Annotated in this window: 27 protein-coding genes; 23 read left to right on the top strand and 4 right to left on the bottom strand. The window is 45.9% G+C overall.

Going from position 1 to position 26,158, the window contains the following annotated elements:
* Positions 1–25: 25 nt before the first annotated feature.
* Positions 26–493, bottom strand: a complete 468-nt coding sequence (locus AC2TF5_RS22455; protein WP_491299336.1) for a MarR family transcriptional regulator — start codon at positions 491–493, stop codon at positions 26–28.
* Positions 494–759: 266 nt separating this feature from the next.
* Here AC2TF5_RS22455 and AC2TF5_RS22450 point away from each other — a divergent pair, with 266 nt between their 5' ends.
* The 8 genes from AC2TF5_RS22450 to AC2TF5_RS22415 all read left to right on the top strand — a co-directional run bounded on the left by AC2TF5_RS22450 (position 760) and on the right by AC2TF5_RS22415 (position 6,248).
* A complete protein-coding gene (locus AC2TF5_RS22450; RefSeq protein ID WP_491299335.1) occupies positions 760–1,224 on the top strand; it encodes a HEAT repeat domain-containing protein in 465 nt (154 codons plus the stop codon).
* Positions 1,225–1,399: 175 nt separating this feature from the next.
* Positions 1,400–1,588: a DUF3934 family protein gene (locus tag AC2TF5_RS22445; RefSeq protein ID WP_491299334.1), complete on the top strand. Its 189-nt coding sequence runs from the start codon at positions 1,400–1,402 to the stop codon at positions 1,586–1,588.
* Positions 1,589–1,722: 134 nt separating this feature from the next.
* The gene (locus tag AC2TF5_RS22440; protein WP_491302971.1) at positions 1,723–2,010 is read left to right on the top strand and encodes a hypothetical protein; all 288 of its coding nucleotides are present in this window, start codon (positions 1,723–1,725) and stop codon (positions 2,008–2,010) included.
* 290 nt (positions 2,011–2,300) lie between these two features.
* Positions 2,301–3,002 (top strand): DMT family transporter, encoded by a 702-nt coding sequence (locus AC2TF5_RS22435; protein ID WP_491299333.1) that lies wholly within the window; start codon positions 2,301–2,303, stop codon positions 3,000–3,002.
* 67 nt (positions 3,003–3,069) lie between these two features.
* Positions 3,070–3,516 carry an N-acetyltransferase gene (locus tag AC2TF5_RS22430; protein ID WP_491299332.1) on the top strand — a complete coding sequence of 149 codons (447 nt, stop codon included), beginning with the start codon at positions 3,070–3,072 and terminating at the stop codon, positions 3,514–3,516.
* 75 nt (positions 3,517–3,591) lie between these two features.
* The gene (locus AC2TF5_RS22425; protein WP_491299331.1) at positions 3,592–4,530 is read left to right on the top strand and encodes an aldo/keto reductase family protein; all 939 of its coding nucleotides are present in this window, start codon (positions 3,592–3,594) and stop codon (positions 4,528–4,530) included.
* A gap of 310 nt (positions 4,531–4,840) precedes the next feature.
* Positions 4,841–5,233 carry a nuclear transport factor 2 family protein gene (locus AC2TF5_RS22420; protein ID WP_491299330.1) on the top strand — a complete coding sequence of 131 codons (393 nt, stop codon included), beginning with the start codon at positions 4,841–4,843 and terminating at the stop codon, positions 5,231–5,233.
* On the top strand, positions 5,223–6,248 hold the full coding sequence (locus AC2TF5_RS22415) for a DUF2332 domain-containing protein (RefSeq protein ID WP_491302970.1): 1,026 nt from the start codon (positions 5,223–5,225) through the stop codon (positions 6,246–6,248). Before AC2TF5_RS22420 ends, AC2TF5_RS22415 begins: the two co-directional genes overlap by 11 nt.
* A gap of 499 nt (positions 6,249–6,747) precedes the next feature.
* On the opposite strand, the gene AC2TF5_RS22410 is transcribed toward AC2TF5_RS22415, so the two are convergent.
* A complete protein-coding gene (locus AC2TF5_RS22410; protein ID WP_491302969.1) occupies positions 6,748–7,617 on the bottom strand; it encodes a sigma-70 family RNA polymerase sigma factor in 870 nt (289 codons plus the stop codon).
* Between the two features lie 196 nt (positions 7,618–7,813).
* Here AC2TF5_RS22410 and AC2TF5_RS22405 point away from each other — a divergent pair, with 196 nt between their 5' ends.
* Together AC2TF5_RS22405 and AC2TF5_RS22400 are read left to right on the top strand one after the other, a co-directional pair.
* The gene (locus AC2TF5_RS22405; RefSeq protein WP_491299329.1) at positions 7,814–8,287 is read left to right on the top strand and encodes a carboxymuconolactone decarboxylase family protein; all 474 of its coding nucleotides are present in this window, start codon (positions 7,814–7,816) and stop codon (positions 8,285–8,287) included.
* 103 nt (positions 8,288–8,390) lie between these two features.
* Positions 8,391–9,032: an FMN-dependent NADH-azoreductase gene (locus AC2TF5_RS22400; protein ID WP_491299328.1), complete on the top strand. Its 642-nt coding sequence runs from the start codon at positions 8,391–8,393 to the stop codon at positions 9,030–9,032.
* A gap of 138 nt (positions 9,033–9,170) precedes the next feature.
* Here AC2TF5_RS22400 and AC2TF5_RS22395 read toward each other — a convergent pair whose 3' ends face one another.
* Entirely contained in the window at positions 9,171–10,439 is a 1,269-nt protein-coding gene (locus tag AC2TF5_RS22395) for a Bcr/CflA family multidrug efflux MFS transporter (protein WP_491299327.1), read from the bottom strand.
* A gap of 202 nt (positions 10,440–10,641) precedes the next feature.
* Here AC2TF5_RS22395 and AC2TF5_RS22390 point away from each other — a divergent pair, with 202 nt between their 5' ends.
* The 3 genes from AC2TF5_RS22390 (at position 10,642) to AC2TF5_RS22380 (ending at position 14,877) form a co-directional block, all read left to right on the top strand.
* Complete coding sequence (locus tag AC2TF5_RS22390; RefSeq protein ID WP_491299326.1) at positions 10,642–12,072, top strand: extracellular solute-binding protein; 1,431 nt, start codon at positions 10,642–10,644, stop codon at positions 12,070–12,072.
* Between the two features lie 295 nt (positions 12,073–12,367).
* Positions 12,368–12,580 carry a twin-arginine translocase TatA/TatE family subunit gene (locus AC2TF5_RS22385; RefSeq protein ID WP_491299325.1) on the top strand — a complete coding sequence of 71 codons (213 nt, stop codon included), beginning with the start codon at positions 12,368–12,370 and terminating at the stop codon, positions 12,578–12,580.
* The gene (locus tag AC2TF5_RS22380) at positions 12,577–14,877 is read left to right on the top strand and encodes a putative phage tail protein (protein WP_491299324.1); all 2,301 of its coding nucleotides are present in this window, start codon (positions 12,577–12,579) and stop codon (positions 14,875–14,877) included. The genes AC2TF5_RS22385 and AC2TF5_RS22380 overlap by 4 nt, the downstream gene beginning before the upstream one ends.
* Positions 14,878–14,934: 57 nt before the next feature.
* Here AC2TF5_RS22380 and AC2TF5_RS22375 read toward each other — a convergent pair whose 3' ends face one another.
* Positions 14,935–15,690, bottom strand: coding sequence for a YheC/YheD family protein (locus AC2TF5_RS22375; protein ID WP_491299323.1), 756 nt, complete (start codon positions 15,688–15,690; stop codon positions 14,935–14,937).
* 276 nt (positions 15,691–15,966) lie between these two features.
* Here AC2TF5_RS22375 and AC2TF5_RS22370 point away from each other — a divergent pair, with 276 nt between their 5' ends.
* The 10 genes from AC2TF5_RS22370 to AC2TF5_RS22325 all read left to right on the top strand — a co-directional run bounded on the left by AC2TF5_RS22370 (position 15,967) and on the right by AC2TF5_RS22325 (position 26,087).
* Positions 15,967–16,950 (top strand): GNAT family N-acetyltransferase, encoded by a 984-nt coding sequence (locus AC2TF5_RS22370; RefSeq protein WP_491299322.1) that lies wholly within the window; start codon positions 15,967–15,969, stop codon positions 16,948–16,950.
* A gap of 183 nt (positions 16,951–17,133) precedes the next feature.
* Positions 17,134–17,781, top strand: coding sequence for a M23 family metallopeptidase (locus AC2TF5_RS22365; protein WP_491299321.1), 648 nt, complete (start codon positions 17,134–17,136; stop codon positions 17,779–17,781).
* A 221-nt stretch (positions 17,782–18,002) separates the two neighbouring features.
* Positions 18,003–19,355: an MATE family efflux transporter gene (locus AC2TF5_RS22360; RefSeq protein WP_491299320.1), complete on the top strand. Its 1,353-nt coding sequence runs from the start codon at positions 18,003–18,005 to the stop codon at positions 19,353–19,355.
* Positions 19,356–19,535: 180 nt separating this feature from the next.
* Positions 19,536–19,763: an AbrB/MazE/SpoVT family DNA-binding domain-containing protein gene (locus AC2TF5_RS22355; protein ID WP_241932348.1), complete on the top strand. Its 228-nt coding sequence runs from the start codon at positions 19,536–19,538 to the stop codon at positions 19,761–19,763.
* On the top strand, positions 19,764–20,495 hold the full coding sequence (locus tag AC2TF5_RS22350) for an ABC transporter ATP-binding protein (protein WP_491299319.1): 732 nt from the start codon (positions 19,764–19,766) through the stop codon (positions 20,493–20,495).
* Positions 20,492–21,220: an ABC transporter permease gene (locus AC2TF5_RS22345; RefSeq protein WP_491299318.1), complete on the top strand. Its 729-nt coding sequence runs from the start codon at positions 20,492–20,494 to the stop codon at positions 21,218–21,220. Before AC2TF5_RS22350 ends, AC2TF5_RS22345 begins: the two co-directional genes overlap by 4 nt.
* Before the next feature lie 283 nt (positions 21,221–21,503).
* Entirely contained in the window at positions 21,504–22,544 is a 1,041-nt protein-coding gene (locus AC2TF5_RS22340; RefSeq protein WP_491299317.1) for a BMP family lipoprotein, read from the top strand.
* 75 nt (positions 22,545–22,619) lie between these two features.
* The gene (locus AC2TF5_RS22335) at positions 22,620–24,116 is read left to right on the top strand and encodes an ABC transporter ATP-binding protein (RefSeq protein ID WP_491299316.1); all 1,497 of its coding nucleotides are present in this window, start codon (positions 22,620–22,622) and stop codon (positions 24,114–24,116) included.
* Positions 24,113–25,180, top strand: coding sequence for an ABC transporter permease (locus AC2TF5_RS22330; RefSeq protein ID WP_491299315.1), 1,068 nt, complete (start codon positions 24,113–24,115; stop codon positions 25,178–25,180). Before AC2TF5_RS22335 ends, AC2TF5_RS22330 begins: the two co-directional genes overlap by 4 nt.
* On the top strand, positions 25,164–26,087 hold the full coding sequence (locus tag AC2TF5_RS22325) for an ABC transporter permease (protein WP_491299314.1): 924 nt from the start codon (positions 25,164–25,166) through the stop codon (positions 26,085–26,087). Before AC2TF5_RS22330 ends, AC2TF5_RS22325 begins: the two co-directional genes overlap by 17 nt.
* Positions 26,088–26,158: the final 71 nt, after the last annotated feature.

The following is a 26,158-nucleotide window of genomic DNA, read 5'->3' as shown; positions in this document are numbered from 1 at the left end:
CCATAACAAGAGTTTCAATTCTCTGTTATTCGTGGGTCATATCCTGCAAAAATTTCAGGATCACTTTTTGTTCCGATTGCGAAAATGTATCGATAAACGCATAGAATTCTTTTTCTTTTTGCTTATGAATTTTTTCATGTAATTCGAATAAGGAATGCCCTTTGGACGTTAACTCAAAATATATTTCTTTCTTGTTATCAGGGGATTGAAAGCGGGTAATAAGGCCTTCCTTTATCAGCTTCGTGCTGATTTTCGTAATATTCGCTTTCGATAGATTCATCTTTTTGGCAATGGCAATATTATTGATGGGTTGATGTTCGCCAATACACGCAATAACATGCAGACTTGTCATATTTGTAGGCAGATACGGCAGTTCCTCTTGCGCGGCCTGTTTATAAAACATCTGTATATCACGATCTGCTTTCTGTTCGTTGAGATGTAAAAAATGCAAGTAATTATGATATATTTCGTGTTTTGTAAGATTGTGGTTCATTACGACAGCGCCTTCTTTCAAACGTATTTGTATTGATTATCTTAGAAAATGGTTTACCAGTAAACAATTTTGATTTTATATGTTACGCCTATCGATTGTCAAATAATCGGGCCAAAGCAAAAAAGTATAGAATATCCTGTACTTCTCCCCGGTAATGTTGTATATTTCATCATGCTTGTATTCATAATGATCGGTAAAGGATTGAGCCGGAATCCCGGGTCATATAAGATATTTCGCAGAGCTATTAACGAAGGGAATGAAGTGTTTTGAATACGGAAGAACAAGTACAGGTCGAATCAAATGAAAACGGCTATAAGGAACTAAAAGCGGCAGCCAACCGAACAGCAGACTGGCGGGAACGGCTGAGAGCGGTCGAAGAATTGGGCAAGATCGACAATCCGCAGGCCCTGGATGTGCTGAAGCATCGCATGATGAACGATCCGGTCTATAAAGTGCAAGAGGCTGCGTATCAACAGCTGAAAGAAGCGGGCGAAGATGTTCAGATGCCTCCAAGAAGACAAGAAGAATTGGTTAAGGGACTTACGAAAATGCTCGTCCGAATCAAGAAAAGCCTTCCGGTTGGACATAGCTATGAAGAGTTCAAAGAGAAATTGAAAAAGATGAGAATTGATGTGTACGATACGTACGAAGGTGACAAGGGCGAAGAATTCGACAAGTGGCTAGAAGACAAATGGGCGTCACTTCGGACAAGCCAGCAAAAAGGGGTATAACACGGTAGGTGGTTCCTCAGAAGGGGGAGCCGCCTTTTTTCTTCCATAAATTAAATTCAAATCAGACAATTACAGATTTAGCTGGTATACTGGAAAAAATGATAATTGCGTATTTATGTGGGTATACCCGTTAATAGTAATTAACAATAAAGTTACAATATAACGGAGTGATTATGTGAGTAAAGCTAAGGGTAAGGGCGGAACAGGCAGGGGAACAGGCAAAAAGGGCTGGAACCGGTGGCAGGCCAGTGCCAACAGATCCAAGAGCGCCCCCAAACCGTATAAGAGCAAAAATACTAAAAATCAGGACAGTGCAGAAAGCTCCAAGATGGATGGAGACAAATTGGACAGATTGGACATATAGGCAGTCTGATATGTATAAACTTAAGGATAGGCTGATTCCATATGCTCAAATAACTTGACGAAGAGGCAATGTAAGGGGTAGGCTGGAATCGATAAAATAGATTTAGGAGTGGTAATTTGAGGAAACACAAACCGATGTCTTTTGACGAACTGCTGTTGGATTTACAGGGACAAAGAACGATTCAGGACGATCCGAATCATGTATCGCTGGACGATCTTTTTAATGAGACGTTTATGAGCAAGCATTCCAGCTTTAATAGCTTTGGAGCGTTTGTAGAGAAAGGCAACTTTCAAGTGCAGACACAGGAAGATATCAATAACATCCCTGATGAACTGTTCGACCGTCATGTTGCAAGGGAAACGGATTTTGCAGACTGGAAATCCATGCTGGACACAGCGACCAAGGAACATGCCAATAAATAATGAGCATAAATATGAAGCTGAGTTGAGCGTTTGAGTTAACTTAGCGGATTTGATGAAAGGCACGGGATGGTTGTTTCGTGTCTTTTTGCGTTAGTATATAATCATGCCTGCGTTCGTTGAAATGGAAAGGTTTGATGCTGATACCATGTTTAGTGTAGCTATATTGCTCGTACTTGGTTCGGGGTTTCTGCATTCCGTCTGGAACATGTTTACGAAAAAAAGTATAAACAAAAACGTGTTCCTCTGGTTTTGCCAACTGGTAGCTATCCTCATCTTTCTGCCGTAAGACGATGATGGAATGGGATGCCATCCAGTTCAGTAGTACAGGAGGGTGGATTGTACTTGCATCGATACTCCTGCACGGACTGTATATGATTTTACTCGCAGCTACTTATTCGGTAGGTGACCTTTCACAGGTATATCCAATTATGAGGGGAACCAGCCCATTATTAGTGCCATTACTTGGAGTAACTTTACTTAACGAACAATTATCCACAGCAGGATGGATAGGTGTTATAACGATTGTCGTAGGCATTGCGCTGTTAAGTAACATAAAAATCAGTCGTCATGAATCTTCATTAAAGGCACCGCTGATGGCATTGGCTGTGGGGATTTGTATAGCGAGCTACATCGTCGTAGATAAAATAGCTCTAAACTACGTTCCGGCAGTCGTGTTAAATGAAGCGGCGAATGTAAGTAGTCTGTTGGCTCTGTCTTGGGCGGCTTTCCATTCCAAAGGAATGAGAAAGGAACTAAGTACGAACTGGAAGATCATCTTACTGGGCGGGTTAATCGCACCTGCAGGGTACTTATTGTTTTTGTTTTCTTTATCTCTGGCTCCAGTATCACAGCTTGCGCCAATAAGGGAGATCGGAACCGTTTTCGGGACGATCATGGGAATATTTATTTTGAAGGAACAACAAGGTACAAGGCGTATACTTACATCTATCTTAATTACTATAGGAGTCATCATATTAGGAGTTTGGGGTTAATGGTAGGTCTAATACCTAACAATCAGTCGAGAGGAAAAGGCAGATCAACGCTGCCGGGTACAAACATATGAATATACGATTATTTCAGAATTCCGATACGGAGAGGGCTGTTGATATTTGGCTAGAGGGCTCATTAAGATCGCATCCCTTTATTGACTCTGGATACTGGGAAGCGCAAAAAGAAGCGATGGCAAGCCTGTATCTTCCTTCCTCAACAACATTCGTGTTGGAGCATGAAGATGAAGATAACGACACCATCATTGGATTTGTTTCACTAGTAGAACAGTACATAGCCGCCTTATTTATTGACGTTAATGCGCAGAACCGGGGATACGGAGGAAGGCTACTGAATCATATCAAGAAAGAACGTGACTCACTCCATTTGAACGTATATCAGAAGAACGAAAGTGCCACCCAATTTTATAAGAGAAATGGCTTTTATATTGTTGAAGAATCGGTAGATCCAGAAACGTCGGAATCGGAGTACGTGATGAAGTGGGAACGGGAATCGTAACATTTTAATCGAACAGTGGTAAATGTTCATAACAGATACAGAAATCAAGACCATTACTTTTAGGAGGAATGTGACATGAAATATCGGAGACTTGGCCGCAGTGGCCTGAAGGTAAGTGAGATTAGCTTGGGAAGCTGGCTTACTTACGGCGGTTATGTAGAGCGGGAGAATGCTGTCCATGCGATTGAGACCGCTTATGATCTCGGCATTAATTTTTTTGATACAGCGAATGTGTATGAGAAAGGTGCGGCTGAAGTGCTGGTCGGTGAAACGTTGAAAGCGTATCCGCGCGAATCGTATGTGCTGGCAACGAAAGTATTTTGGCCGATGGGAGATGGTCCGAATGACCGTGGACTGTCGCGCAAGCACATTATGGAACAGGCTCACGCCAGCTTAAAACGTCTGGGTCACGATTATGTCGACATTTTCTATTGCCACCGTCATGATCCGGAAACACCACTCGATGAAACGCTGCGTGCACTGGATGATCTTGTTCGTCAGGGCAAGGTGCTCTATGTGGGTGTCAGTGAGTGGCAGGCCTCCCAGATCGCTGAAGCGATGAGTGTGGCCGACCGTTATCTACTGGACCGTATTGTCGTGAATCAGCCGCATTACAACATGTTTGAGCGTTATATTGAAAAAGAAGTGATGCCGCTCAGCGAGCGCTCCGGGGTCGGTCAGGTTGTGTTCTCACCGCTTGCCCAAGGCTTACTGACAGGGAAGTACACATCGGCTTCCGATATTCCGGAAGACAGCCGTGCTGCGAAGCTGGAATGGGTGCGTAAAGGCATTACAGAAGAGAAGATTGCCAAAGTGTATGAGCTAGAGAAGATTGCAGGTGAACTTGATTTATCCGTTGGCAATCTGGCCCTTGCCTGGATTTTGCGTAATTCCAATGTCGCCAGCGCGCTTGTAGGCGCCAGCCGTCCGGAACAGGTGACGGAGAATGCGAAAGCGTCCGGTGTAGAGCTGAGTGAAGAAATCGTGGGCCGGATTGAAGAGATTCTCAAGTAGTGAGTGTAAGAGATGGCTTCTGATATGATCAGGAGTCATCTTTTTTTTCCTAAGAGATAAGAAAGTAAAAACAGTTGAGTAAAGTGCATGCATCCTTATCTCGCAAGAAAAACTTCCGCTGAGAGCGGTCTGTCTTCTTTGAGGTGCATCGATAGATGTTTTTCTTATATTGAGTAAGGAGTAAGCAGGGAATGGATTCACTGATGGAGAAGAAGTCACGCATATTGAGATTAGTAAGGTAGAAAATCGAGGTGAAAAATCGGACATAGGACAGGCTCAAGCCCATAATATGTGGAGAGGATGCTGGGAAGTGGACAATATCTCTTTAAAAGAGAATTTGCTTCAACTGGAGGAAGAATTGCTGAAACCGGATGTTCGTACCTCTCCAGAAGAGCTTTCAAAACGGCTGGCAGATGATTTTTTTGAGTTCGGAAGTTCAGGGAACATATTTTATAAACAGGATTGTATCGGAGAAGGTGGAATAGGTGTTCGAAACATGACGCTTCATGATTTTGAAATCCATCCTTTGTCGGAGGATGTGGTGTTAACTACATATCGTTTATTCGATGAAACAAGAATGGTACATACGCTGCGAAGTTCCATCTGGAAGCGTGTGAATGACGTATGGCAAATGTTCTTTCATCAAGGGACACCAAGCTCTCACAATCTTACATCCAAGGAGGATACGAATTATCATGGATAAAAATCAATTATCTAAACGGTTTATTCAATTCGCAGCAGAATGCCAATCTAGTCCGCTGTACGAGCATTTATCCCTCCACATCGCCGAAGATGCAGAGCTGCTGGAACTAAGCTCCTATGCACAAAAAGGGCAGCCGATGCCGAACCTGTTTTTTGGTGCGGTCCACTTCCTGTTGTTGAACGGAAAAGAGCACAACCTCAAAAATTTCTACCCCAGTCTCGTGAACCAACCGGAAACCGAGGGTGTATTTACTCATTTTAAAGACTTCTGCCTTGCCCACAGAGAAGAGATTATCCCGATCCTGGAACACAAGCTGGTACAGACCAATGAGGTACGGCGCTGCGCTTATTTATATCCATCATTTTGTTATATCTACGACAAGGTGAAAAAGCCGCTGGCCTTGATCGAGATCGGAACGAGCTCAGGCTTACAGCTGCTATGGGACCAATTCAGTTACTCCTATGGTACGGGAATAACCTACGGAAATCCGCGTGCTGCAGTTCATATTACTTCCGAGATCAAGGGCGGTTCAACCCCGCTGCTGACGGATACAGCTCCGCCAGTGTCAGCCAGAATTGGAGTAGATTTGCACGTTAATGACGTATCCAATCCAGAAGACAAGCAGTGGTTGCAGGCGTTAATATGGCCGGAGCATCATGAAAGACGTGAATTATTCACGAGAGCATCTCAATGTGTACAAGAAACACCTATACAGCTGATTGAAGGGGATGGAGTCGCTCTGCTCACACAATTAAGTGACCAAATATCTACAGACTCGTTGATCTGTGTTTTCCATACTCATGTAGCCAACCAGATTCCCAAGGAAGCTAAGAAAAGGTTGACGGAGACGATACAAGAGATTGGCAACAGAAGAGACATTGCCCACCTCTACAATAATATGAATGATGGCGATCTTCATTTGGATTATGTACTCAATGGAAAAACGTATAATCACACGATTGGAGCAACGGAGGGCCATGGAAGATGGTTCGAGTGGAATATCGTAGAAGATTGAGCGGAGAATTAATCATTTTACAGCATAGTGTTTGGCAATTGTAACAGTCCATATGATTTAAGGTACATCAGTACATGAAATAACTCCTTACAAGTGGAATGTGTACTTATATCGCCTAACAGGATTCAGTGAGTGTTGTATAAAGTGCAACTTTATTTTGGTATCTAGCGGTGAAGCACGTATTGTTGCATAAAATACAATAATTGGGATAGGGAATCTTTTATTTACCACTTTCCAGGAGGGATTGTTGTAGAATCTACAACAATATCAATAGATTCAGGTATTCTGTTTCTCCAGTGTTGTATAACATACAACATTACTTAACACATCATGTTTGATCATTGACGATCATATGGTCAAACGAGTCATCCAGGGAGAATTATCGTAATTCTCCCTTTTCTCGTGACTTTGTGTTAAAACAGATTAACTGGGGGCATTAAGCTAACTGGCTGGATAATGTAATGCTAGGCATTATTTGTATACTGTGGCACAACTGTGTTCAATCGTTCAATACCGTCAGATCAAGCTGACTTATGCGCTCAGGATCGGAGATCAAGTCGACTTCGGTAATCTTTCCGTGACTTATAGTAAATTTAAGTACATATAGCAATCTTCCTTGAGGAGCCACAATGATTCCTACTGTTCCGTTAACGTGGGCTAGCTGTGCTGCTTTCTGTGCACGTCCCGAAACTTGTTTCGCTAGAGCAGCCGCTCCTCGCGTTACTCTTGAAGATCCTGTTTGACGATCGTCACGAAGAATAACGTGCGGATCGAGTGCAGCTACTAGAGTATCGAAATCGCCTGCATGCGTTGCAGCAAGAAAAGCTTGAACGACGTCGCGTTGGAGAGCTAGGTCGACTTCCTGCATTGGTTTCGCCCCGCGAACCCGGTGGCGTGCCCTACTCGCAAGTTGTCTTGTAGCGACCTCCGACTTACCTACAATAGGAGCAATTTCATTGAAGGGCATGGCGAAAACATCGTGTAGCACGAACGTGATGCGTTCCGCAGGATTCAAATTACCGAGCACGACTAGCAGTGCAATACCGACAGAATCAGCCAATATGGCTTCTTGTTCGGGGTCAATTATATTCTCTTGGCTTGTGAAAGCATCGGGCAATTGAGCTTCTATCGATTCTTCACGCCTAGATTTTCGCGATCGTAACATGTCGAGACAAACCCGTGAAACAACGGTGGTCAACCATCCTCCCATATTCTCAATGCCTCTTGCATCCGCACGACTAAGACGTAACCAAGACTCCTGTACCGCGTCCTCCGCTTCGTTCAATGATCCAAGCATTCGATAAGCTACTGCCTGAAGGTGCTTCCGGTGTGCTTCGAATATATTTGCCAACCAAACCTGTTCACTCATCATTCAAACTCCCTCGCACAAAAATAAAAAAGCCTCTATAAATACTGACGGATGAAATCTAAACAATGTGACAAAAAGCCGGTCATTTGTTGGTTTTTCGCTTCTCAAGAGAATTTTGTCACAAATCCCGTGGGCGATCCGTCAGCATAGTAAGGAGCCAAAATCGGTTCTAATCAAAATTAAAGGAGTGCTTAACATGCAATCAAGAATGGATAGTCCTGCTATGATCGTACCCGATGCGACTCAAGCCTTACAAGCCCTGGGCAAAGCCTTATTTACATCCGCAGAGAAAACAGGTATTCCGAGCCGTACGCTCTTTCTTGCGTATCTTCGGGCAAGCCAAATCAATGGGGATAGTGTATGCGTCGAACTTCATTCGCGTAATGCCTTGGCGGCAGGTGAATCTACAGAGCGTCTACTGGCCGTATCGGCATGGCGTGAAACGCAATACTTCAATGATACCGAGCGTGCTGCTCTTGCGCTCAGTGAAGCTGTTACCCGACTCAATGACCGAGTAGACCCAGTGCCGGATGAAATCTTTAACGAGGCAGCCCGACACTTCGATGTGCTGGCACTAGCGACCCTGATCGCCGGGATCGCCACGGCCAACCTCTGGAATCGACTTAACGTTTCTACCAGACAGATTGTAACAGTTTCTGCGAGCAAATAATTGTAACGAATATTGCGGTCAGTAATGGAAGGGGATTAGAGGTAGAGTTTATCCCCCTCCAATATTATCGCTTTTCAGAAAAGTGAAAGTGGGTATTACGATTATGGCAACAGTATTATATATTACGGCAAATCCACACGATCATGAAAAATCATACAGCATGTTAGTAGGTAAAGAGTTTGTACAGACTTATCGATCTGCAAATCCGAATGATGAAGTTATCCATCTTGATCTGTATAAAATGGATATACCACAACTTGATATAGATGTTTTTAGCGGTTGGGGCAAACTGAAAGCTGGTATTGCATTTGAACAATTGACTGAAGCGGAGATAATGAAACTAAGCCGTATTAATGAGTTGGTTGATCAATTTGTTGCCGCAGATAAATATGTATTTGTTACTCCGATTTGGAATTATTCGTATCCACCCGTTATGAAGTCATACATTGACTGCATTTGCATAGTGGATAAGACTTTTAAATATTTACCGGATATCGGCCGAGTGGGCTTGCTGAGTGATAAAAAAGCCGTTCATATTCAAGCTAGCGGAAGTTTCTTGTCACCAGGCTCAGATGATGCAGACTTAGAAATGGGTCACCGCCACTTGAAGGTCATTATGGAATTCGTTGGAGTTCCTACCTTTGAGATGATATCTGTTGAGGGAATGGCCGCGAAACCCGAGCAAGAGCCTGCGATAAAAGAAAAGGCGATTCAACAAGCGCGCGAGGTTGCCCGAGGATTCTAACGATTGTCTAAAGCCGCTGTTTCAATTTCTGGGTTCAGTCTAAAGCTTTGTCTAAGCCTTTTAAATTAAAAAAAGAATGGATAAAGCTATCAGTTCTGAGCTGATGCTCTATCCATTCTTTATTAGTACGTTCTATACTCATCCAACGGATGATGCAGCTGCCTTCCTCTCGGGTCTCCGCACCAGCAGTAAATAGCACAGCACAGCTCCTACATCAGCACCAGCTATGACGATACCCATCGGAACCGCTGTCCCATTGCCCATAATTCCTACAAGTGGCATGACCAAAGCGCCCAAAATATAAGATAGCAATCCTAGCAGTGCAGAGGCGCTCCCTGCCGCATGCCCGTAATTTTGCAGTGCCAATGATGCGCCGGCTGTACCGACAATACCGACACAGGAAACGACGATAAAGAGTGGCGGCAGTATAAAGGCAAGCCCTGCTCCGCTCACAATGGTCAACAGCAGAACAAAGCCGCCGATCGTTGCCAACGTGATGCCTGAGCGGAACAATGTTCGTTCACTGACCCGGCCTGCAAGGCGGCCTGTGATTTGACCGGCTATGATAATGCCGATCCCATTGGCGGCAAATATAAGTCCGAAGGACTGAGGGGACACCCCAAAAATGTCCTGAAGTACGAAAGGAGAGCCTGAAATATAAGCAAACATCGCTGCAGAAACAAAGCCTTGGCATAGAGCCAGTCCTACAAATCCTGGATCACGAAATAGAGTTCCAAATGTGGATAACGTGTTGGAAATCCCGCCCTTGGAGCGTTTTTCTCTGCTTAATGTCTCCGGCAATCCAAAGAGTACCGCAAGAAGCATAGCCACCCCAATAAAGGTCAATACGATGAACACACCGCGCCAAGAGGTGAATTTAAGCAGCTGTCCTCCGATAATTGGAGAAAGAATGGGCGCTGCTCCATTCACCAGCATAAGCATAGAGAAAAATTTGGTGAGCTCGGATCCGGAATACATATCCCGTACAATAGCTCTTGATATAACAATGCCCGCCGAACCGGCAATGCCTTGAATAAAGCGAAGGGCAATTAACATTTCAATGGATGTGCTAAAAGCACACAGTAGAGATGCAACCCCATAGACAACCATTCCGATGATCAGCGGAATGCGTCTTCCCCGTACATCACTAAGTGGACCTGCCAGAAGCTGTCCCACAGCGAGGCCAATGAGGCAAGAGGTCAGGCTGAGCTGCGTAAGCGACGTTGTCGTATGCATGGATCTGGCCAATTCCGGCAAGGAAGGCAAATACATGTCCAGCGAAAGGGGTCCAAAAGCGGACAGCGCGCCCAGGATCAGGATCATCCATAGTCGGCTTGTACTTGGTTTAGTGCGTATAACGGTTTCCGTCTTGTTTCTTGTATTTAGTTCTTGTCCTAATTCACTCATGAATGTTCTGAACCTTTCCTTTCTGTCAAAATAAAATGCACGCTTAATAGACATTAGCACAAAAAGGTACGGTATGGCGATTAAAAAATGTGCCAGATCAGCTAAATAGAAGAGAGGCTGCTAAGTATTTGACAATCCTATCTCCTTCCACCAGAATATAATTTGTGATGTAACTTTATTCATATTATTGGGAGTTTTGTACATGAATGAGGAATCAGACAAGCTGTCTTTTCAGGAGAAGCTGGATCGAATGGTCCATTCACTCCGTTCAGAGATAATAAATGGTATAAAAAAGCCGGGGGCGTTTCTGCCTTCGGAAAGCGCGTTGGCCAAGCAGTTTAAGATAAGCAATAAAACAGTCCGCAAAGGGCTGGAACTTCTAGTGGAAGAAGAACTCATCGTGAAAATCGACCGGGTTGGGAGCATGGTCTCGAAGGAGCAGAAGCCGGTAATCGTAAACTTCGGCTGCAATCCTTCCTTGTCAGAAGATATCGTGATGGATCAACTGCTGGAGGAATTCCACCGACTGCATCCGGCTATTCATGTCCGGGCTATCCCGCTTGATTTTTTCGAACATGTGACTTCTGCCGGCGAAATGCTCTCAAGCGGGCTGCTGGATGTCGTGTCGTTTAATAACTGGCAGTTTCAAGAAATGTGTGAGACCGGAACCGGATTGCCGCTGCTGGAGCCGCTTGAGCCGGACGATGGAATATACCGGATCGCCAGCGAGGCGTTTCGGCATGAAGGACAGTTGTATGCAAGGGCCGTGTCATTCTCGCCGGTCGTCTTATGTTACAACAAGGAGCATTTTCAAGAAGCGAAGCTGCAGGAACCTGACAGCTCGTGGACCTGGGAAGATCTGCTGGATACGGCCCGTAAGCTTACGAAGTATAGCGGAAGGCACTCTATTTATTTTGTTCCTGCTGCCTTGAACAGGTATCCAGTATTTCTGCTGCACAGTGGTCTGATGGAAAGTGCGGAAGGTGTATCTGTTAATAGCTTGGATGAGCTAAACGGAAATACGGGGCGTAAGAGGAATGATGCTCCGGGGCTGGCTTACAGTCTAAGGAAGCTCAGTGATATTGTGAATGATCATACGATTTTTCCTAAATACTTCTCAGGAAGTAGCGAAGATGACTCCATCTCGCTGTTTATGCAGGAGCGGGTATCCATCATTTTGACGACTTACTTCAGTCTGAACGCATTTAAGGAACAGAGTCTGTCGTACGATATTTCACCTGTACCTTTGATGAACTGTGGTGGTGAGCAAAAAACGCTACTTGTATCGATTGGGGTTGCGATAAACCGCAGATCGAAAGAGAAGGAGGCAGCCCGGACATTTGCGGAATTTCTGGCGTCAGCTGCAGCGCAGGCTATCATCAGGGAGAAGACGATCAGTATCCCGTCCAGGAAGATGATTGCAGAAGAAGCGGCTACCGTGGACATTAACCGCCCATCGCGTTATTTTATGTATCGGGAACTGTTCCCGAGCTTTATGTATCACAATCAGCTTGGCTTATCCATTCACTCGATGAAGCAATTCAGCAGCAGCCTGAAGGAATTCTGGTCAGACATCATCGACGAGAAGGAGCTATATGCCAAGTTGGAAAGTTATTATTCGGATAACAAGTAAATCGAAGATTTGATGTGGTCAATCGCTGTCATGCAACGCCACACCGCGCTTTTGGAGTTTCGCGTGGTGTGTTTTTTTTATGTTGACAAAAAAATTATGCTGTTTTTATAATTAGTGTACATCAGCGTACATCAGTAATGGTGAACAAGTGTTTCCATCGATCTGCAAGCATTGCTTCGTGAACTAACCGTGAATCAAAGGAGGCTGAACGTTAATTTGAAAGCGCATCCATTCATGCGCGGTAGGAGCACTAAGTTAGTAATGAGAATGTGAAGAATGGGAGGGAAATAACATTATGCCGACTATTGGAGTGACCGGTATTGTGCTTCTGGTCGTGTTGGGTCTTTTGCTATTCGGTCCCAAGAAGCTGCCGGAGCTGGGCCGTGCCGTTGGAACGACAATGCGGGAGCTGCCAAAATCATTTCAGAGCCGCCGAACTCGCAAGATAAAGATTGATCATAGGATCTATACGCATAGAGTCTATTCAACTGAAGGAGGTTACCCATGAATCATGAAGACTGCAGTTCAAATTCTAGTTCAGCTGTAAGCAGACGTAAAGCACTTCAGGTGTTGGGCGCCGCAGGAGCAGTCGTTGTTGGAAGCGTCCTGGGTTCCAAGCTGACTTTTGCCGACGAGGCACAGTCACAGTCACAGTCTCAGAGCGCAGAGTCCCAAGGAGGACAGACCAAAGTTGAATTTGTGTCTGATGTAAAAGCGTTGTTAGCGATCAATCCTAAACGGCTTAAAGCAGACTCTATTGTATATGTCGCAGGCTACCATAAGGCCGGGGACGGTGGGGGGAAATGGGTCCGCTGGGCGGCAGACAGTAATAAAGAGAACAACGGTGGAACGGTTCATGCAGCCAAAGGCGTCGGATCAGGCCGCTGGGAAACCGCTCATAACGGAGTGGCCGACTTCCGCTGGTTCGGTATATTCGGTGCACAGAGCAATGCGGATGATGCACTGGCAGCGATGGTGAACGATCTTTCCATCCACAGGGTTGAGGCGCATACGCCTTTGAATTTCGTAAGACGGCATGTGTTTCACCGCAGCGGGATCGAACTGGATTTTGGCGGACACCGGGTGTCGACGGATGGAATCGAGCTGAATACACGGGATAATCCGTTTGGTGCCGTGATGTTTTTTCAGGGACAAGCTGCGGGTACGGCAAGCAGTGTTACGTTAAGTGCCGACATTCCGGAGGGTAGTGATGTACTGCAGGTGCAGAACTCCTCCGCCTTTACAGTAGAGGATTGGTGGATTGCCCAAGTGTCACCCCAGAGTGGCGGCAAAGCCCAACGTGAGCTGGATTATATGGTGAAGGTGACGGAGATCATCGATGGCACTCATATACGGATCAATTACAAGCTCGGCTGGAGCCTTGAAGCAGGACGTACCATTACATATACGAAAATGAATCCTGTTTACCAATGCAGCGTGCGCAACATGGAATTTGTCGGTGTGCCTGTTCCTCCGACAGAATCAACGAGTCAAAGGCCGTTCGAAACATGGGATCAGATCGGCTCCAACCCGGTCGCTTATGAGTTTGCTGTTGAATGTGACGTATCTGGAATTCGGGCGACCAAAGTATTTTGGCCGGTCGTTCAGCGGCGCTATTGCTCCCACTATGTAACAGAAAGCTGCGAGCTGATCAATCCGGAGGAACGGGACTGGGGTGGAACAGGGTACTTAACCCAGCAGTTGAATGTGCTGTACGGTAACGTTCGGAACTGCAATACGAGTAATGCCCGTCACTTGAATGATTTTACGTGCGCCGCTTATTGTCTGGTCGAGAACTGCCACGGCGACGGAGATGATTATGGTCCGTTCGTAACACACGGCCAGTTCGAACATGATCTGACGTATATCGGCAACTCCGGTCTGCTGTCGTTCGCCAACAGCGGCACACATTGGGGCGACAGTGCCAAACGGGTCACAGTTAAGAAGCACATCGCAACACGGATCGTAGCTCATAAAAAGCTGACGGATCTTACGCTGGAGGACTGCTACGCTATCAACAAGCCAGGTCTCAGTAATTCCGGTTCGATCTGGGCTAACGTTGACGGCCTGCAAATCCGGGGCTGTACGGCTGAGAATATGATTACTTTATCGCAAAGCTCGGTACGTTCCAAGCGTCCGAACGCCATCGAGAGTTGTTCCTTTGGCATGTTGAAGGGGTATGAAATTGCCAGACCGATTCGGAGTGAGGCGGTAGGTGTAACTCCGGTGTCTAGCGATCTGTTGATTTCCAACTGTGAGTTTACTTCGGTGGAGGATGTCAATATCGGAAGTATCAACAGGCTGACTATCCGGGACACCTGGTTTAGAGGGACTTCAGCATCGACAGGTATTGTGCGTGTCGGAAGCAAGGAAGTGATGATCAGCGGCGGAGGATTAGACAACTGCAGCTTGGTCTTCACAGGAGCTTGGGACCATATCAGGACAGGTAGGATGGACCAGTGTCTGACTGTAGACGGTGGAGCGGTATTCAAAGGGACAAGCGGCGAGAACGCATATGTTAAGCATGAAGCCGCAGGCGGAACCTTTACGCTGCACTACGGCAGCTGCCAGAGTCTGGCGGATGACGCCCGTACACTGCATTTTCAGATGACCGATGGCAAGCTGAACTTCAAGGCAGTGGGAGCTCATTTCAAGGGAGGTCAATACGCCGCTTCGGAGGGAAGTGTTGCGAAGGGGAACTATTTCCTTCTGACGTCTTGCATCGAAGAGAAGGTGAACCGTTCGTCGCTCCCAGCTGAAGGAGCATCGGTCCAGCACAGCACCGGGAACCTGATCATCGGTTGAGTACAACGGGGGGGACCCAGGTCAACAGACCTTGGGACACCCCCTTCGTTATGCAATCTATTTTGTTCTCCCATACTGTTTGCCATAAGAAACAATCCGATGATATAGGCTTTTGTCTTTCAAAGCTTTAAGCGGGTAAAATTGAGGCCGTGTATTCACTTCTAGTATCCATGGTTTTCCGCTTTGATCCAGAGCGACGTCCAGCCCCAGCTCCTTAAAGCCCTTGTAATGCCGATCAAAGTTATGCCCCACAGAAACACCGAGTTGCTTCAGTTTGTGTTCTATCTGTTGTATGGAGATGCTGTTAAATTCTGAACGGGCCATCGTTTTATTAAAATATTCAACGGTTCCGCCTTGATTGTAATTCGTAGCGACCTTGTTTGGCTTTCCGACTTTCGTAAACAACCCGGTGCTTACCCAAGAGCCTTTGTTCGTCTTTTGAACCATGACACGAATATCGAATGGTTTTCCGTTGCTTTTGGCTAGACGGATTCCTTTTTGCAGCAGAAAATCTTTCTTCCCCGCAAACCGTTTCAATCCTTTATAGAGTTTATCTTGCGTCGTGTAAGTAGTCTTGACGGTATTATACTGGGTCTGATACCCCCCGTCCTTTTTTTTGATTCGGACAATATTATGCCCGCCGGAGCCGCTTGTCGGTTTGAAATAAACAGTGGAATAGGAAGAGAGCATGGACGACAGGTTGCTTTTGCTGAAGGTAACTGTTGCCGGCACATATTGCTGTAAATGGGATTCTTCCAGAAGCCATTTCGTTTTCTTCCACTTGCTCTTAATTGAGCTGCTCTTATAGGTCATGGGAAAGAGCCCCACCTCTCTTTTTGCCAGCATATGAATTGGAATGGGAGCTTGTCGCCACGTTTGCCTATCACAATGAAGCCCAGTTCTTACTAATTGTTCTGGTGTAGTTCGTCCAGTGATAATATAGCATGTTTTACCGTTATCATAAGACCAACCAGCATCGGATTGAACACCTTCATTTGTATCAAAAGTTTTATTTACCATGAAATGGATTTTGAGATATGGGATAATGTCTATGGAATCTTATTCTAAATAAGGTGGTAGATTAGAAGCATGACAAAGTTTGTTATTCGAAGGATGCGGCAGCCGGATGATTTTGCGGCGGTTGCGCAGCTGTTGAATTGGATCTGGTCGGAACCGACGACAGCGGAACGCTTGAAGGCAGAGGAGGACCAAATTCCTCCGGGGAAGCTGGATTACAATGAAAAGGGCGAGCTTATGGGATGGGACCGTCCTCAATGGGTGGCGGAAGACGAGTTTGGTCAAGTTGTTGCCTACGCGATCGCATGGCGGGCTCCATGGACGGATCCCGGAACATTAATCCAGACCAATGTCGTTCATCCGGAAAGCCGTGGGAACGGGATAGGAAGAGCCTTGCACGATACGCTTCTTCAGTGGGCTGCAGAGGTCAAAGCCTCGCGTTTAATCAGCTTTTTGAGAGAGACAGATGATCGTTCGGTAGCTTTTGCGGAACGTCGCGGCTACGTAAAGGAACGCCACACGTTCGAATCCGTTCTGGACCTGGCATCGTTTGATGGCGGTAATCTGTATGATGCGATCAACGAGGCAGAACGAGCCGGAATCCGGTTCGTTACGCTGGCGGATGAGCCGGGGGAAGCGAGTGAAAGAAAGCTCTATGAGGTGTATAAGGTCACTCATCCGGATATACCAGGCTATGCTGGCGACTTTCCCTGGTTTGAAGAATGGAAAAAATGGAGCATCGGGCAAGCCGGTGCGCGCCAGGAATGGATCCATATCGCCAAGGATGGCGATCGCTACATCGGCGTTGTCACGTTGCTGCAGAACGAGCAGACACAAGCGATGTATCACGAATACACCGGCGTGCTTCCGGAATACCGCGGCCGCCGTATTGCACTTGCCTTAAAGATGCTCGGCGTGCAAACGGCCCGTGCATTCGGAGTCCCCTATTTGAGAACACACAACGACTCTATGAATGCCCCCATGCTGCGAATTAACCGTGATCTGATCGGTTTCCGGGCGGAGCCCGGGAATTACAAGATGGTGTGCGAGCTTTAGTTGAGCGCGCAGATGCAGGGAAATGATAGAGAAGAATTACAGATGGTAGGTGAAAGGATAATAGATAATCGTTTGCTGAACTCTATCAAAAAAAATCTGTATTCCAATTATATTATATATTTACAAATTTATAATATATGATAAACTTATGGTGTATTTACCATAAAAAGGAGATGATAGAGTATGAAGAAATTAGTAACGTTGTTGTCGGTACTTGCTTTATGTATTGCCTCTCTCTCCACAGTTGCTTCTGCAGCCAATGATTACAACTGGCCCGTACCTGATTCAACAAGGATTACACAAGGTTTCAGCAGCAGTCACAATGGAATTGACATTGGGGCTAAGACTGCTGGCGTAGCCGGCAATAAGATTGTCGCCTTCTATGACGGTACCGTGTCAAGATCAGGTTGGTCAACAAGTTATGGTTGGGTCGTCTACATTCATCATGCAATCAACAATACGAATTATCAATCCAGATACGCTCACATGAAACAAGAACCTTCTGTAACTCTCAATCAAAAGGTGAGTAAAGGAAACACCGTCGGTTACATGGGCCAGACGGGAGATGCCACTGGCGTTCATCTTCATTTTGAGACAAGAAAATGTTCAGGTGCTTGCCAAATAGACAATTCCTCTACTCCCGTCAATCCGATAACGAATTTCTTCCCTGGATACAGTATTGCCTTAGATTCATTCACGACCGAGGAGACGGATTTGTTGCAGGTGCCCGATTTCATTCAGCTCGAGGACGATGAAGTTTTCTACAGCATGGAGGACATTCAGAACATGTCTGTTGAGGAACGGATAGAGAAGGGTATTCCAATAGAGTAGTTTACATTGCGGTACTCCATACCGGAGTAAGACATATCATATTTTTCAGGACAAAAGGGGAGGCTTCCATTCTAATGGGAAGCCTCCCCTCTTTAACTATAGCCAACAGATACGGTTTCAGGTAACTACCAATATAAACATAAGGTGTACTGATTATTTTAGAGTGTTAGTATATATTGGATAAGGGTACATAATTAAATGACAAAGAAGGTATTCTTATCGTGAGTTTATTTGTGCGAGAGAAGCATTTTTACAAGAGTTTCTTCTGGCTAACTCTGATCATCGGGCTGCAGAACATTATTTCCCTCGGGGTAAACCTGTCCGACAACGTTATGCTGGGTGGATACAGCGAATCTGCACTTTCCGGCGTGGCGCTCGCGAACCAGATTCAATTCCTGCTCCACATGTTGGTTATGGGCGCGGGCGAGGGGCTTGTCATTATGGCGTCAAGATATTGGGGCGCTAAAGACATCGGGGCTATTAAAAAAGTTGCAAGCATCGGGATGCGGATGGCCGTTGTGTTAAGTGTAGTATTGTGGGCCATTGTGTTTTTCTTCCCTCACGCCACACTTTCGATATTTACCAGTGGGGAGAGTGTCATCAACGAGGGAGTAAAATATTTGCAGATCATATGCTTTTCGTATGTGTTTTTTGCCATTACAAGCATTCTGCTTGCCTCCCTGCGCAGTGTAGAGACAGTCAAAATCGGCTTTATCGTATCCTTGTCCACGCTGATTATTAATGTGGGGTTGAACTATGTACTGATTTACGGCCATTTCGGCTTTCCAGAGCTCGGAGTTAGAGGTTCTGCCATAGCAACACTAATAGCGAGAATGATTGAAACAGCTATTGTCTGTGTGTACATCAAGAAATACGACCGCAAAATTTTATTGAAGCTGAAGGATTTCTTCCGCATCGATCTGAGCTTGTTCAAGCAGTACATCAAAGTCGGATCACCTATATTGTTATCCAATACGATCTGGGGGCTCGCCATGGGGGCGCAAACCGCTATTCTCGGACATATGGGTGAGGCTGCAATCGCAGCTAACAGTATTGCAACTACTATATTCCAGCTGGTGAGCGTTGTGATTTATGCTTCGGCTAGTGCAACAGCCGTTCTGATCGGCAAAACGATTGGGGAAGGCTTTGCCGATAAGATCAAAGCATATGCCAAAACGCTTCAGATTCTGTATCTTTTCTTGGGTTTGTGTACAGGGGCCGTATTGTTCATTCTAAAGGATCACGTGTTAGGGTTATACTCGATATCCGGCGAAGCTAAGGAGCTCGCACTGCAGTTTATGACGGTAATGTCCATTACCGTGGTTGGAACCGCTTATCAGATGCCGGCACTGACCGGCATTGTGCGTAGTGGCGGGGACACCAAGTTTGTGCTGTACAATGACTTTATTTTTATGTGGCTCATCGTGCTTCCGTCCTCATTCCTCTGTGCCTTTGTATTTAATCTGTCACCACTAATTACGTTTATTTGTCTGAAATCAGATCAGATTCTGAAATGCTTTGTAGCTATTGTCAAAGTGAACCGGTATAAATGGATTCGATCGTTCGGATCATAAAAAGGTACCGGAAGATGCTTCTAGACTGTAGACAAACTCGATGAAAAATCGAGGTTTGTAAGCAGTCTTTTTTCTTATTATTTTTGTATAATTTTGGATGGATTTTTTTAACATATGATGTATAATTGGTATGAAAAGTATAACCAGTCATACTTAAATGAATTATAGGAGGTAAGTGGAATGAAAGGACCAGATGGAAAATATATTTTCGGAACAGTAAAAGTAGGAGAAAAAGGGCAGATCGTAATTCCAAAAGAAGCAAGAGACGTTTTTGACATTAAACCGGGTGATTCATTACTCCTACTAGGAGATGAGAAGCAAGGCATTGCGATCGTGAAAAATGAGCTGATGTTTAAATTTGCGCAAGACATTTTAAAAGCACAAGAAATACGGGAGGATGAAGAATAATTGGCAGCCATCAAATTAAATAATTTGACGAAACAATATAAAGACCGCACTGTCGTTAATTCCCTTGATTTCTCGATTGAGGAAGGCGAATTTTTTGCTTTGCTTGGAGAAAATGGTGCTGGGAAAACGACATTAATCAGTATGCTTTGTTGTCTATTAACACCTACAGCTGGCGATGCTCTTGTGTTAGGTGATAGTATTCGCAAAGGCGCTGATGCTGTGAAGCAAAAAATTAATATTTCCCCTCAGGAAACAGCAGTTGCACCGAATTTAACCATTCGAGAAAACCTTGAGTTAATCGCCGGCATTTATGGCAGCTCAAAAAAGGAAGCAAAAGAAAGAGCGACGGAAATGCTTCAAACATTCGGGCTGATGGAACGACAAAAAGATAAAGCAAAAGCTTTATCAGGCGGTATGCAGCGACGTTTAAGTATTGCGATGGGGCTTATTACAAATCCTCAAATTTTGTTCCTTGATGAACCGACACTTGGGCTGGATGTTCGTTCAAGACGTGAACTGTGGGCAACACTTTCGAAATTAAAAGGAAAAATGACGATTGTCCTAACAACGCATTATTTAGAGGAAGCAGAAGCACTTGCAGATCGTATTTGTATTTTACAGAAGGGGTCTGTAAAATCCATTGGCACAGCGGAAGAAATGAAAAACAATACAAATACAACGTCGTTTGAAGAGGCGTTTTTAGCGATTTGCAATCAAGAGGTGGCCATATGAGAATGCTTAATTTTGCAGGAAGAAATCGAAAAGAAATTTTTAGAGATCCGCTTTCTATTGTTCTTGGCATTGCGTTACCACTTCTTCTTTTAGTCGTCTTTACAACGATTGAAAAAAACGCACCTCTCGATACATTTAAAGTTGAAAACTTAACGCCGGGTTTGATTGTATTTAGCTTTGCCTTTTTAACGATGTTTTCGGCACTATTAATTTCTAAGGATAAGCAAAGTGCGTTTTTAACAAGATTATTTGCTTCACCATTAACAGTGATGGATTATGTATTTGGTTATGCATTACCGTTAATTCCTCTGGCATTGCTGCAAGGCGTAATTTGTTTTGTATTGGCGAAGTTTCTTGGTTTATCGTCTAGCTTAATGGATATCTCGCTGAGCATTTTAACGCTTCTTCCCATTGCACTTATGTCCATTTTCCTTGGGTTATTGTTAGGTGCGTTATTTACAGAAAAACAAATTTCAGGTATTGGTACCATCTTTATTACAGCTGTGTCTTTCTTAGGCGGTGCGTGGATGGATATAAGTATGCTAGGGGACACGTTTCAAAAAGTAGCGAATGCGCTTCCTTTTGTACATTCTATTCAATTAGCGCGTGACGTATTGGCCCAGAATTTCGATACATTTAATGCTCATTTTTGGTGGAGTACTGGATATGGGGCTCTTGCTTTAGTAATAGCTGGGCTCGCATTTGTACGTTTATGCAAAAGATAGATAATTTTATATGGATGATCTGAAAGCACCGTAAGGTGCTTTTTTTGATATTTTACATGTCAATTTGATGTAAGGGATTAAAATAAAAGCATTGTCTATTTCCGAACATTCGATGATTCAATTAATCAAAATGTACTGTAAAAAGACCATATTATAATTTAATTTGTAATATTATTCCAATTAAAAATACAATTCGCTAAAATTGCTTTGACATATCCGTCGTCATACCATAGGATATTAACTATACTAAGATAAGCACAACTGAGGAGGATAAGGGCAGGAAATGAAGAAATCATGGTCAATTCTATTAACAATGGTGTTGTTCGTCGGATTATTGGCAGGTTGCGGCAGCAAGGACAGCTCTTCCGAGAGCGATGCATCAGCCAGTGATAAAGGCGATTCTAAAGATAAGAAACGCATTGCACTTGTTCTTCCTGAGAAAATCGGCGTAAACCCGTTCTTCGCATTAATGGATGAAGGTTTGAAGAAAGCTGCAACGGAATTCGGCGTTGAGGTGAAGACAATCGAATCGACCGATCCGGCCTCGATTGAACAGAACCTTCGTACAGCTGTTGCGGAAAAATATGATCTGATTATTACGACGACCTTCCAGATGGAGGATGCACTGAACAAGGTTGCACCAGAAAATCCGGACGTGCCGTTTGCCATTATTGATACGGTTGTTGACCTGCCTAACGTACGCAGTGTTGTATTCCGCGAACATGAAGCAGCTTACCTGCTCGGTGCAACAGCGGGATTGGCAACAAAAACAGGCAAGATCGGCAATGTCGTTGCGAATGACATTCCGATTATGCACAAATATATTACCGGCTTTGAAGAAGGCGCAAAATCGGTTCGGCCGGATGTCGAAATATTCGTAAACTATGTCGGAAGCTTCAATGATCCGGCAAAAGCGAAAGAGTTCGCACTTCTGCAAAACTCGAAAGGCGCTGACTTTGTTGCTGGATTGTCTGCTGTTGGTGACCTTGGAGTATTTGAAGCTGCGAAAGAAAAAGGCTTCTACACTTCAGGACAAGATACAGATAACACCGGTGTGGATCCTGAACACGTCGTCCTGGCTCAATTGAAGAGCACAGACACCGTTGTGTATGAAACGGTTAAAGACTTCGCCGAAGGCAACTATTCCTATGATGTTCGTGACTATGGCTTGAAAGAAGGCGGTGTAGGTCTTACTTACGTTACTCACGAGAGTAAATCCCCGCTTAATGACTTCATTGGACAAGAGACCGTGGACAAGGTAAAAGCGATTGCCGACGATATTATCGCTGGCAAGATCAAAGTTACGAACGCTCTGGAACAATAATTCGTTCTCTACCCTCGACCGGCTGTCTATGGCAGTCGGTCTTTCATTAATGAGTGAAAGGAAGGAAGAACTTCAATGCTACTCCAAATGGACAAAATAACGAAGAAGTATGGTGAGTTCAGCGCGAACCGGGGCATCGATTTTTCACTTCGTGCCGGAGAGGTCCATGCAATTGTCGGCGAGAACGGAGCGGGGAAAACGACGCTTATGCGGATATTGTACGGAATGGAGCAGCCAACGTCCGGTTCCATCCGGTTGAACGGTAAGGAAGTTACCTTCTCCAGTCCGTTAGATGCCATCCATCACGGTATCGGGATGGTACACCAGCACTTCATGCTCTTTCCTTCCTTTACGATAGCTGAAAATATTGTGATCGGTAACGAGCCGGGTTCCTCAGCCAAGTTCGACCGGAAACAGGCCGTCAAAATCGTGGACGGGCTCTGTGATCAATACGGGATGAAAGTAGACCCGAGAGCTGTTGCAGGCAGCAGTGCTCCGGGTATTCAGCAGCGTGTCGAAATTTTAAAGGTGCTGTATCAGGGCGCCGAAATTATTATTTTGGACGAACCGACAGGTGTGCTTACACCGGTGGAAGTGCAGGAGCTGCTGCAGGCCATCAAACTGCTCGCGAAACAGGGGAAAAGTTTTATCCTGATCAGCCACAAGCTGAATGAAGTGCTTGATGTGGCTGACCGAATAACCGTACTTCGTGATGGAGCTGTTACGGGAACCGTGGAGAAGGGCGAGACGGATGCCAATCAGCTGTCCCGCATGATGGTCGGACGAGAGCTTGCAGAGCTGAAGAAGAAACCGGCGGACCCCGGTGATAAAGTGCTCGATGTTTCTGACGTGACCATTCGCGGAACCAAAGGAAAGCCGGTGCTGGATGGGATCAACCTGGCGGTGCAGGCAGGTGAAGTTGTCGGCATTGCTGGCATATCCGGCAACGGTCAATCGGAGTTGCTGCAGGTTATTTCAGGACTCATGCAACCGGATCAAGGACGAATTACGCTCGGAAACACTGACGTCACGGGGATGTCGACTCGCAAAATACGTGAACACGGTCTTGCCCACATACCGGAAGACCGATATGTATGGGGAGCGAACCGGGAAGCGACCGTTCTAGATACCGGAATGATGGGACATCATCGCCGTTTGCAGAAGAATGGGTTTCTTAAACTGAAAGACATCCGCTCACTGGTGTCCGGTTGGGTAAGCAAGTTCTCGATTAAGACGGGCTCCTTGGAGACAAGCACCCAGTATTTATCGGGGGGGAACCTGCAGAAACTCATCGTAGCGAGGGAGCTGGAGCAAGGGACGCCATTTTTGATAGCAGCCGAGCCGACACGCGGCGTCGATATCGGTGCAATGGAGACGATTCATGGCGAGCTTCTGAAAAGGCGGGATGAGGGTACAGGTATCCTGCTTGTATCGTCCGAATTAACGGAAATATTAAAGCTGTCTGACCGGGTTCTGGTCATGTATGAAGGGCGGATCGCCGGCGAGCTGCCGGCGCAGGAAGCCACGGAAGAAAAGCTAGGTCTGTTGATGGCAGGAGGAAGTATTCAATGAACAAACTAATGAAATATGCTTCTCCGCTGCTTCAGCCGATTGTGGCTGTTATTGTCGGCCTTCTCGCTGGAGCGATTGCTATTGTCATCGCGGGCGGGGACATCATGGAAACTTATGCGGAAATGTGGAAAGGGGCATTTGGCGGGTTTTATTTTCTGACGAATACTCTGTCTAGAGCTACGCCTATTATTTTGGTAGGTTTGGGTGCTGCTTTTGCCTTCCGGGCTGGATTTTTCAATCTCGGCTCTCCGGGACAGATGATATTCGGCGCGTTAGCGGCCGCACTGGTCGGATTGTACATGCCGGGGCCGGGCTGGCTTGTGTGTGTAGCGGCCTTGCTGGCGGGTATTATTGCCGGCGGCTTATGGTCGGTAATGGCTGGTTATTTTGACGCAAGATTTGCGGTTAACCTGCTCATATCCACGTTGCTGCTGAACTATGTAGCAGATCTGTTTGCAGGCTATCTCGTTGCTTACCCTCTGAAAGACACATCGGGCTCTGCAGCCATGGCACAGTCGGCGATGCTCGAGAACCAGGTGTGGCTACCGAAGCTGTTCTCTGGTATGCCACTTCATATCGGATTTATTTTTGCGGTGATCGCTGCCGTGGTCATTTATGTGTTGTTGAAGCGTTCCGTCGCGGGGTATGAAGTCCGTATGCTCGGTGGCAATCCGCTGTTTGCCTTGTACGGCGGCATTAAGCGGGGTTCTATGATGATCGGTGCGATGTTTGTCAGCGGCGGACTTGCCGGGTTAGGCGGCGCAGTTGAAATTCTCGGCTCACAGTACCGGTATATTGACGGCGCACTGACTACGGCCGACTACGCATGGACGGGTATTATGGCGGCGTTGCTCGCCGGATCGCATCCCATCGGCACGCTGATATCAGCTATATTTTTGGCCGCACTACAGACGGGTGGAATGGGCGTTGAACGAAACACGGAGGTACCTCTCGAAGTGGGCGCTATTATCCAAGCCGTGCTTATCCTGTTTATATCCGCGAGGTTCACATACAGCTTCCTGAAGCGCAGAAAGGGGAATAAGTCACATGGAACAGCTGTTTGATCTTGCTCTGCTGAATACGGCCCTCCGTGTTCTTACTCCGATTTTGCTCGCAGCGCTTGGGGGAGCCTTGTGCGCACGTGTTGGATTGTTTAATGTCGGCTTGGAAGGTTTTATGCTGCTGGGGGCTTTTGCAGCGGTAGCAGGCAACTATTTTTTCGGAAACGTCATATTGGCGATTCTCTTTGCGATTATGGTCGTATCGGTCTTTTCCTTCGTCTTTGCTTACCTGGCGATCAATCTGAGAGCGAACGTCATTGTTGTCGGGATTGCGATGAACGCGCTGGCAGCTGGCTTGACCACCTTTAGCCTGCGGGCGATTTTCGATGTGAAGGGCGCTTTTTATGATAAGGAGATGGTTGGTCTTCCAAAATGGAACATTCCAATCATTGAGGATATTCCTGTCATTGGTCCTATCCTTTCCGGTCATACACCTCTGGTGTATTTGGCGTTCGTCATTGCTGGCTTGATGTGGTGTTACTTCTACCGCACGAAAAATGGGTTCCGGTTCCTTGCTTCTGGAGAAAACCCGCTTGCTGCCAGCAGCATCGGTATTCGAGTGCCTCGTTATCAATATGGGGCGGTATTAACAAGCGGTGTGCTTTGTACGCTGGCGGGTGCGCAACTGTCTCTCGGCCAGTTGACGATGTTTACGGAAGGAATGACCGAAGGGCGCGGATTTATCGCGCTGGTGGCTACCATGCTTGGACAGTCCGGTCCGCTCGGCGTTACGGCAGCAAGCCTGCTGTTCGGTTTCATGGAGGCGGTAAGCATCCGTTTCCAAGGTTTGGCGCTGCCGACACATTTCACTCAAATGCTGCCGTATGTAGTCACGATTGCCGTTATGTTTTTCTTCAAAGACAAGAGTTATCTGAAAGATGCGCAAAAGCAAAGTTCGAGCTCCAGATAGCGATCGTACGAACGTACACGCCCAAGCATCATTGAATAGAAATTCATGACGTACGGATCGACCAAGCCGGA

It is taken from the genome of Paenibacillus sp. JNUCC 34 (assembly GCF_058269055.1).
Note: the sequence above shows the minus strand (reverse complement) of the source record. Positions and strands in the feature narration are given on the sequence as shown.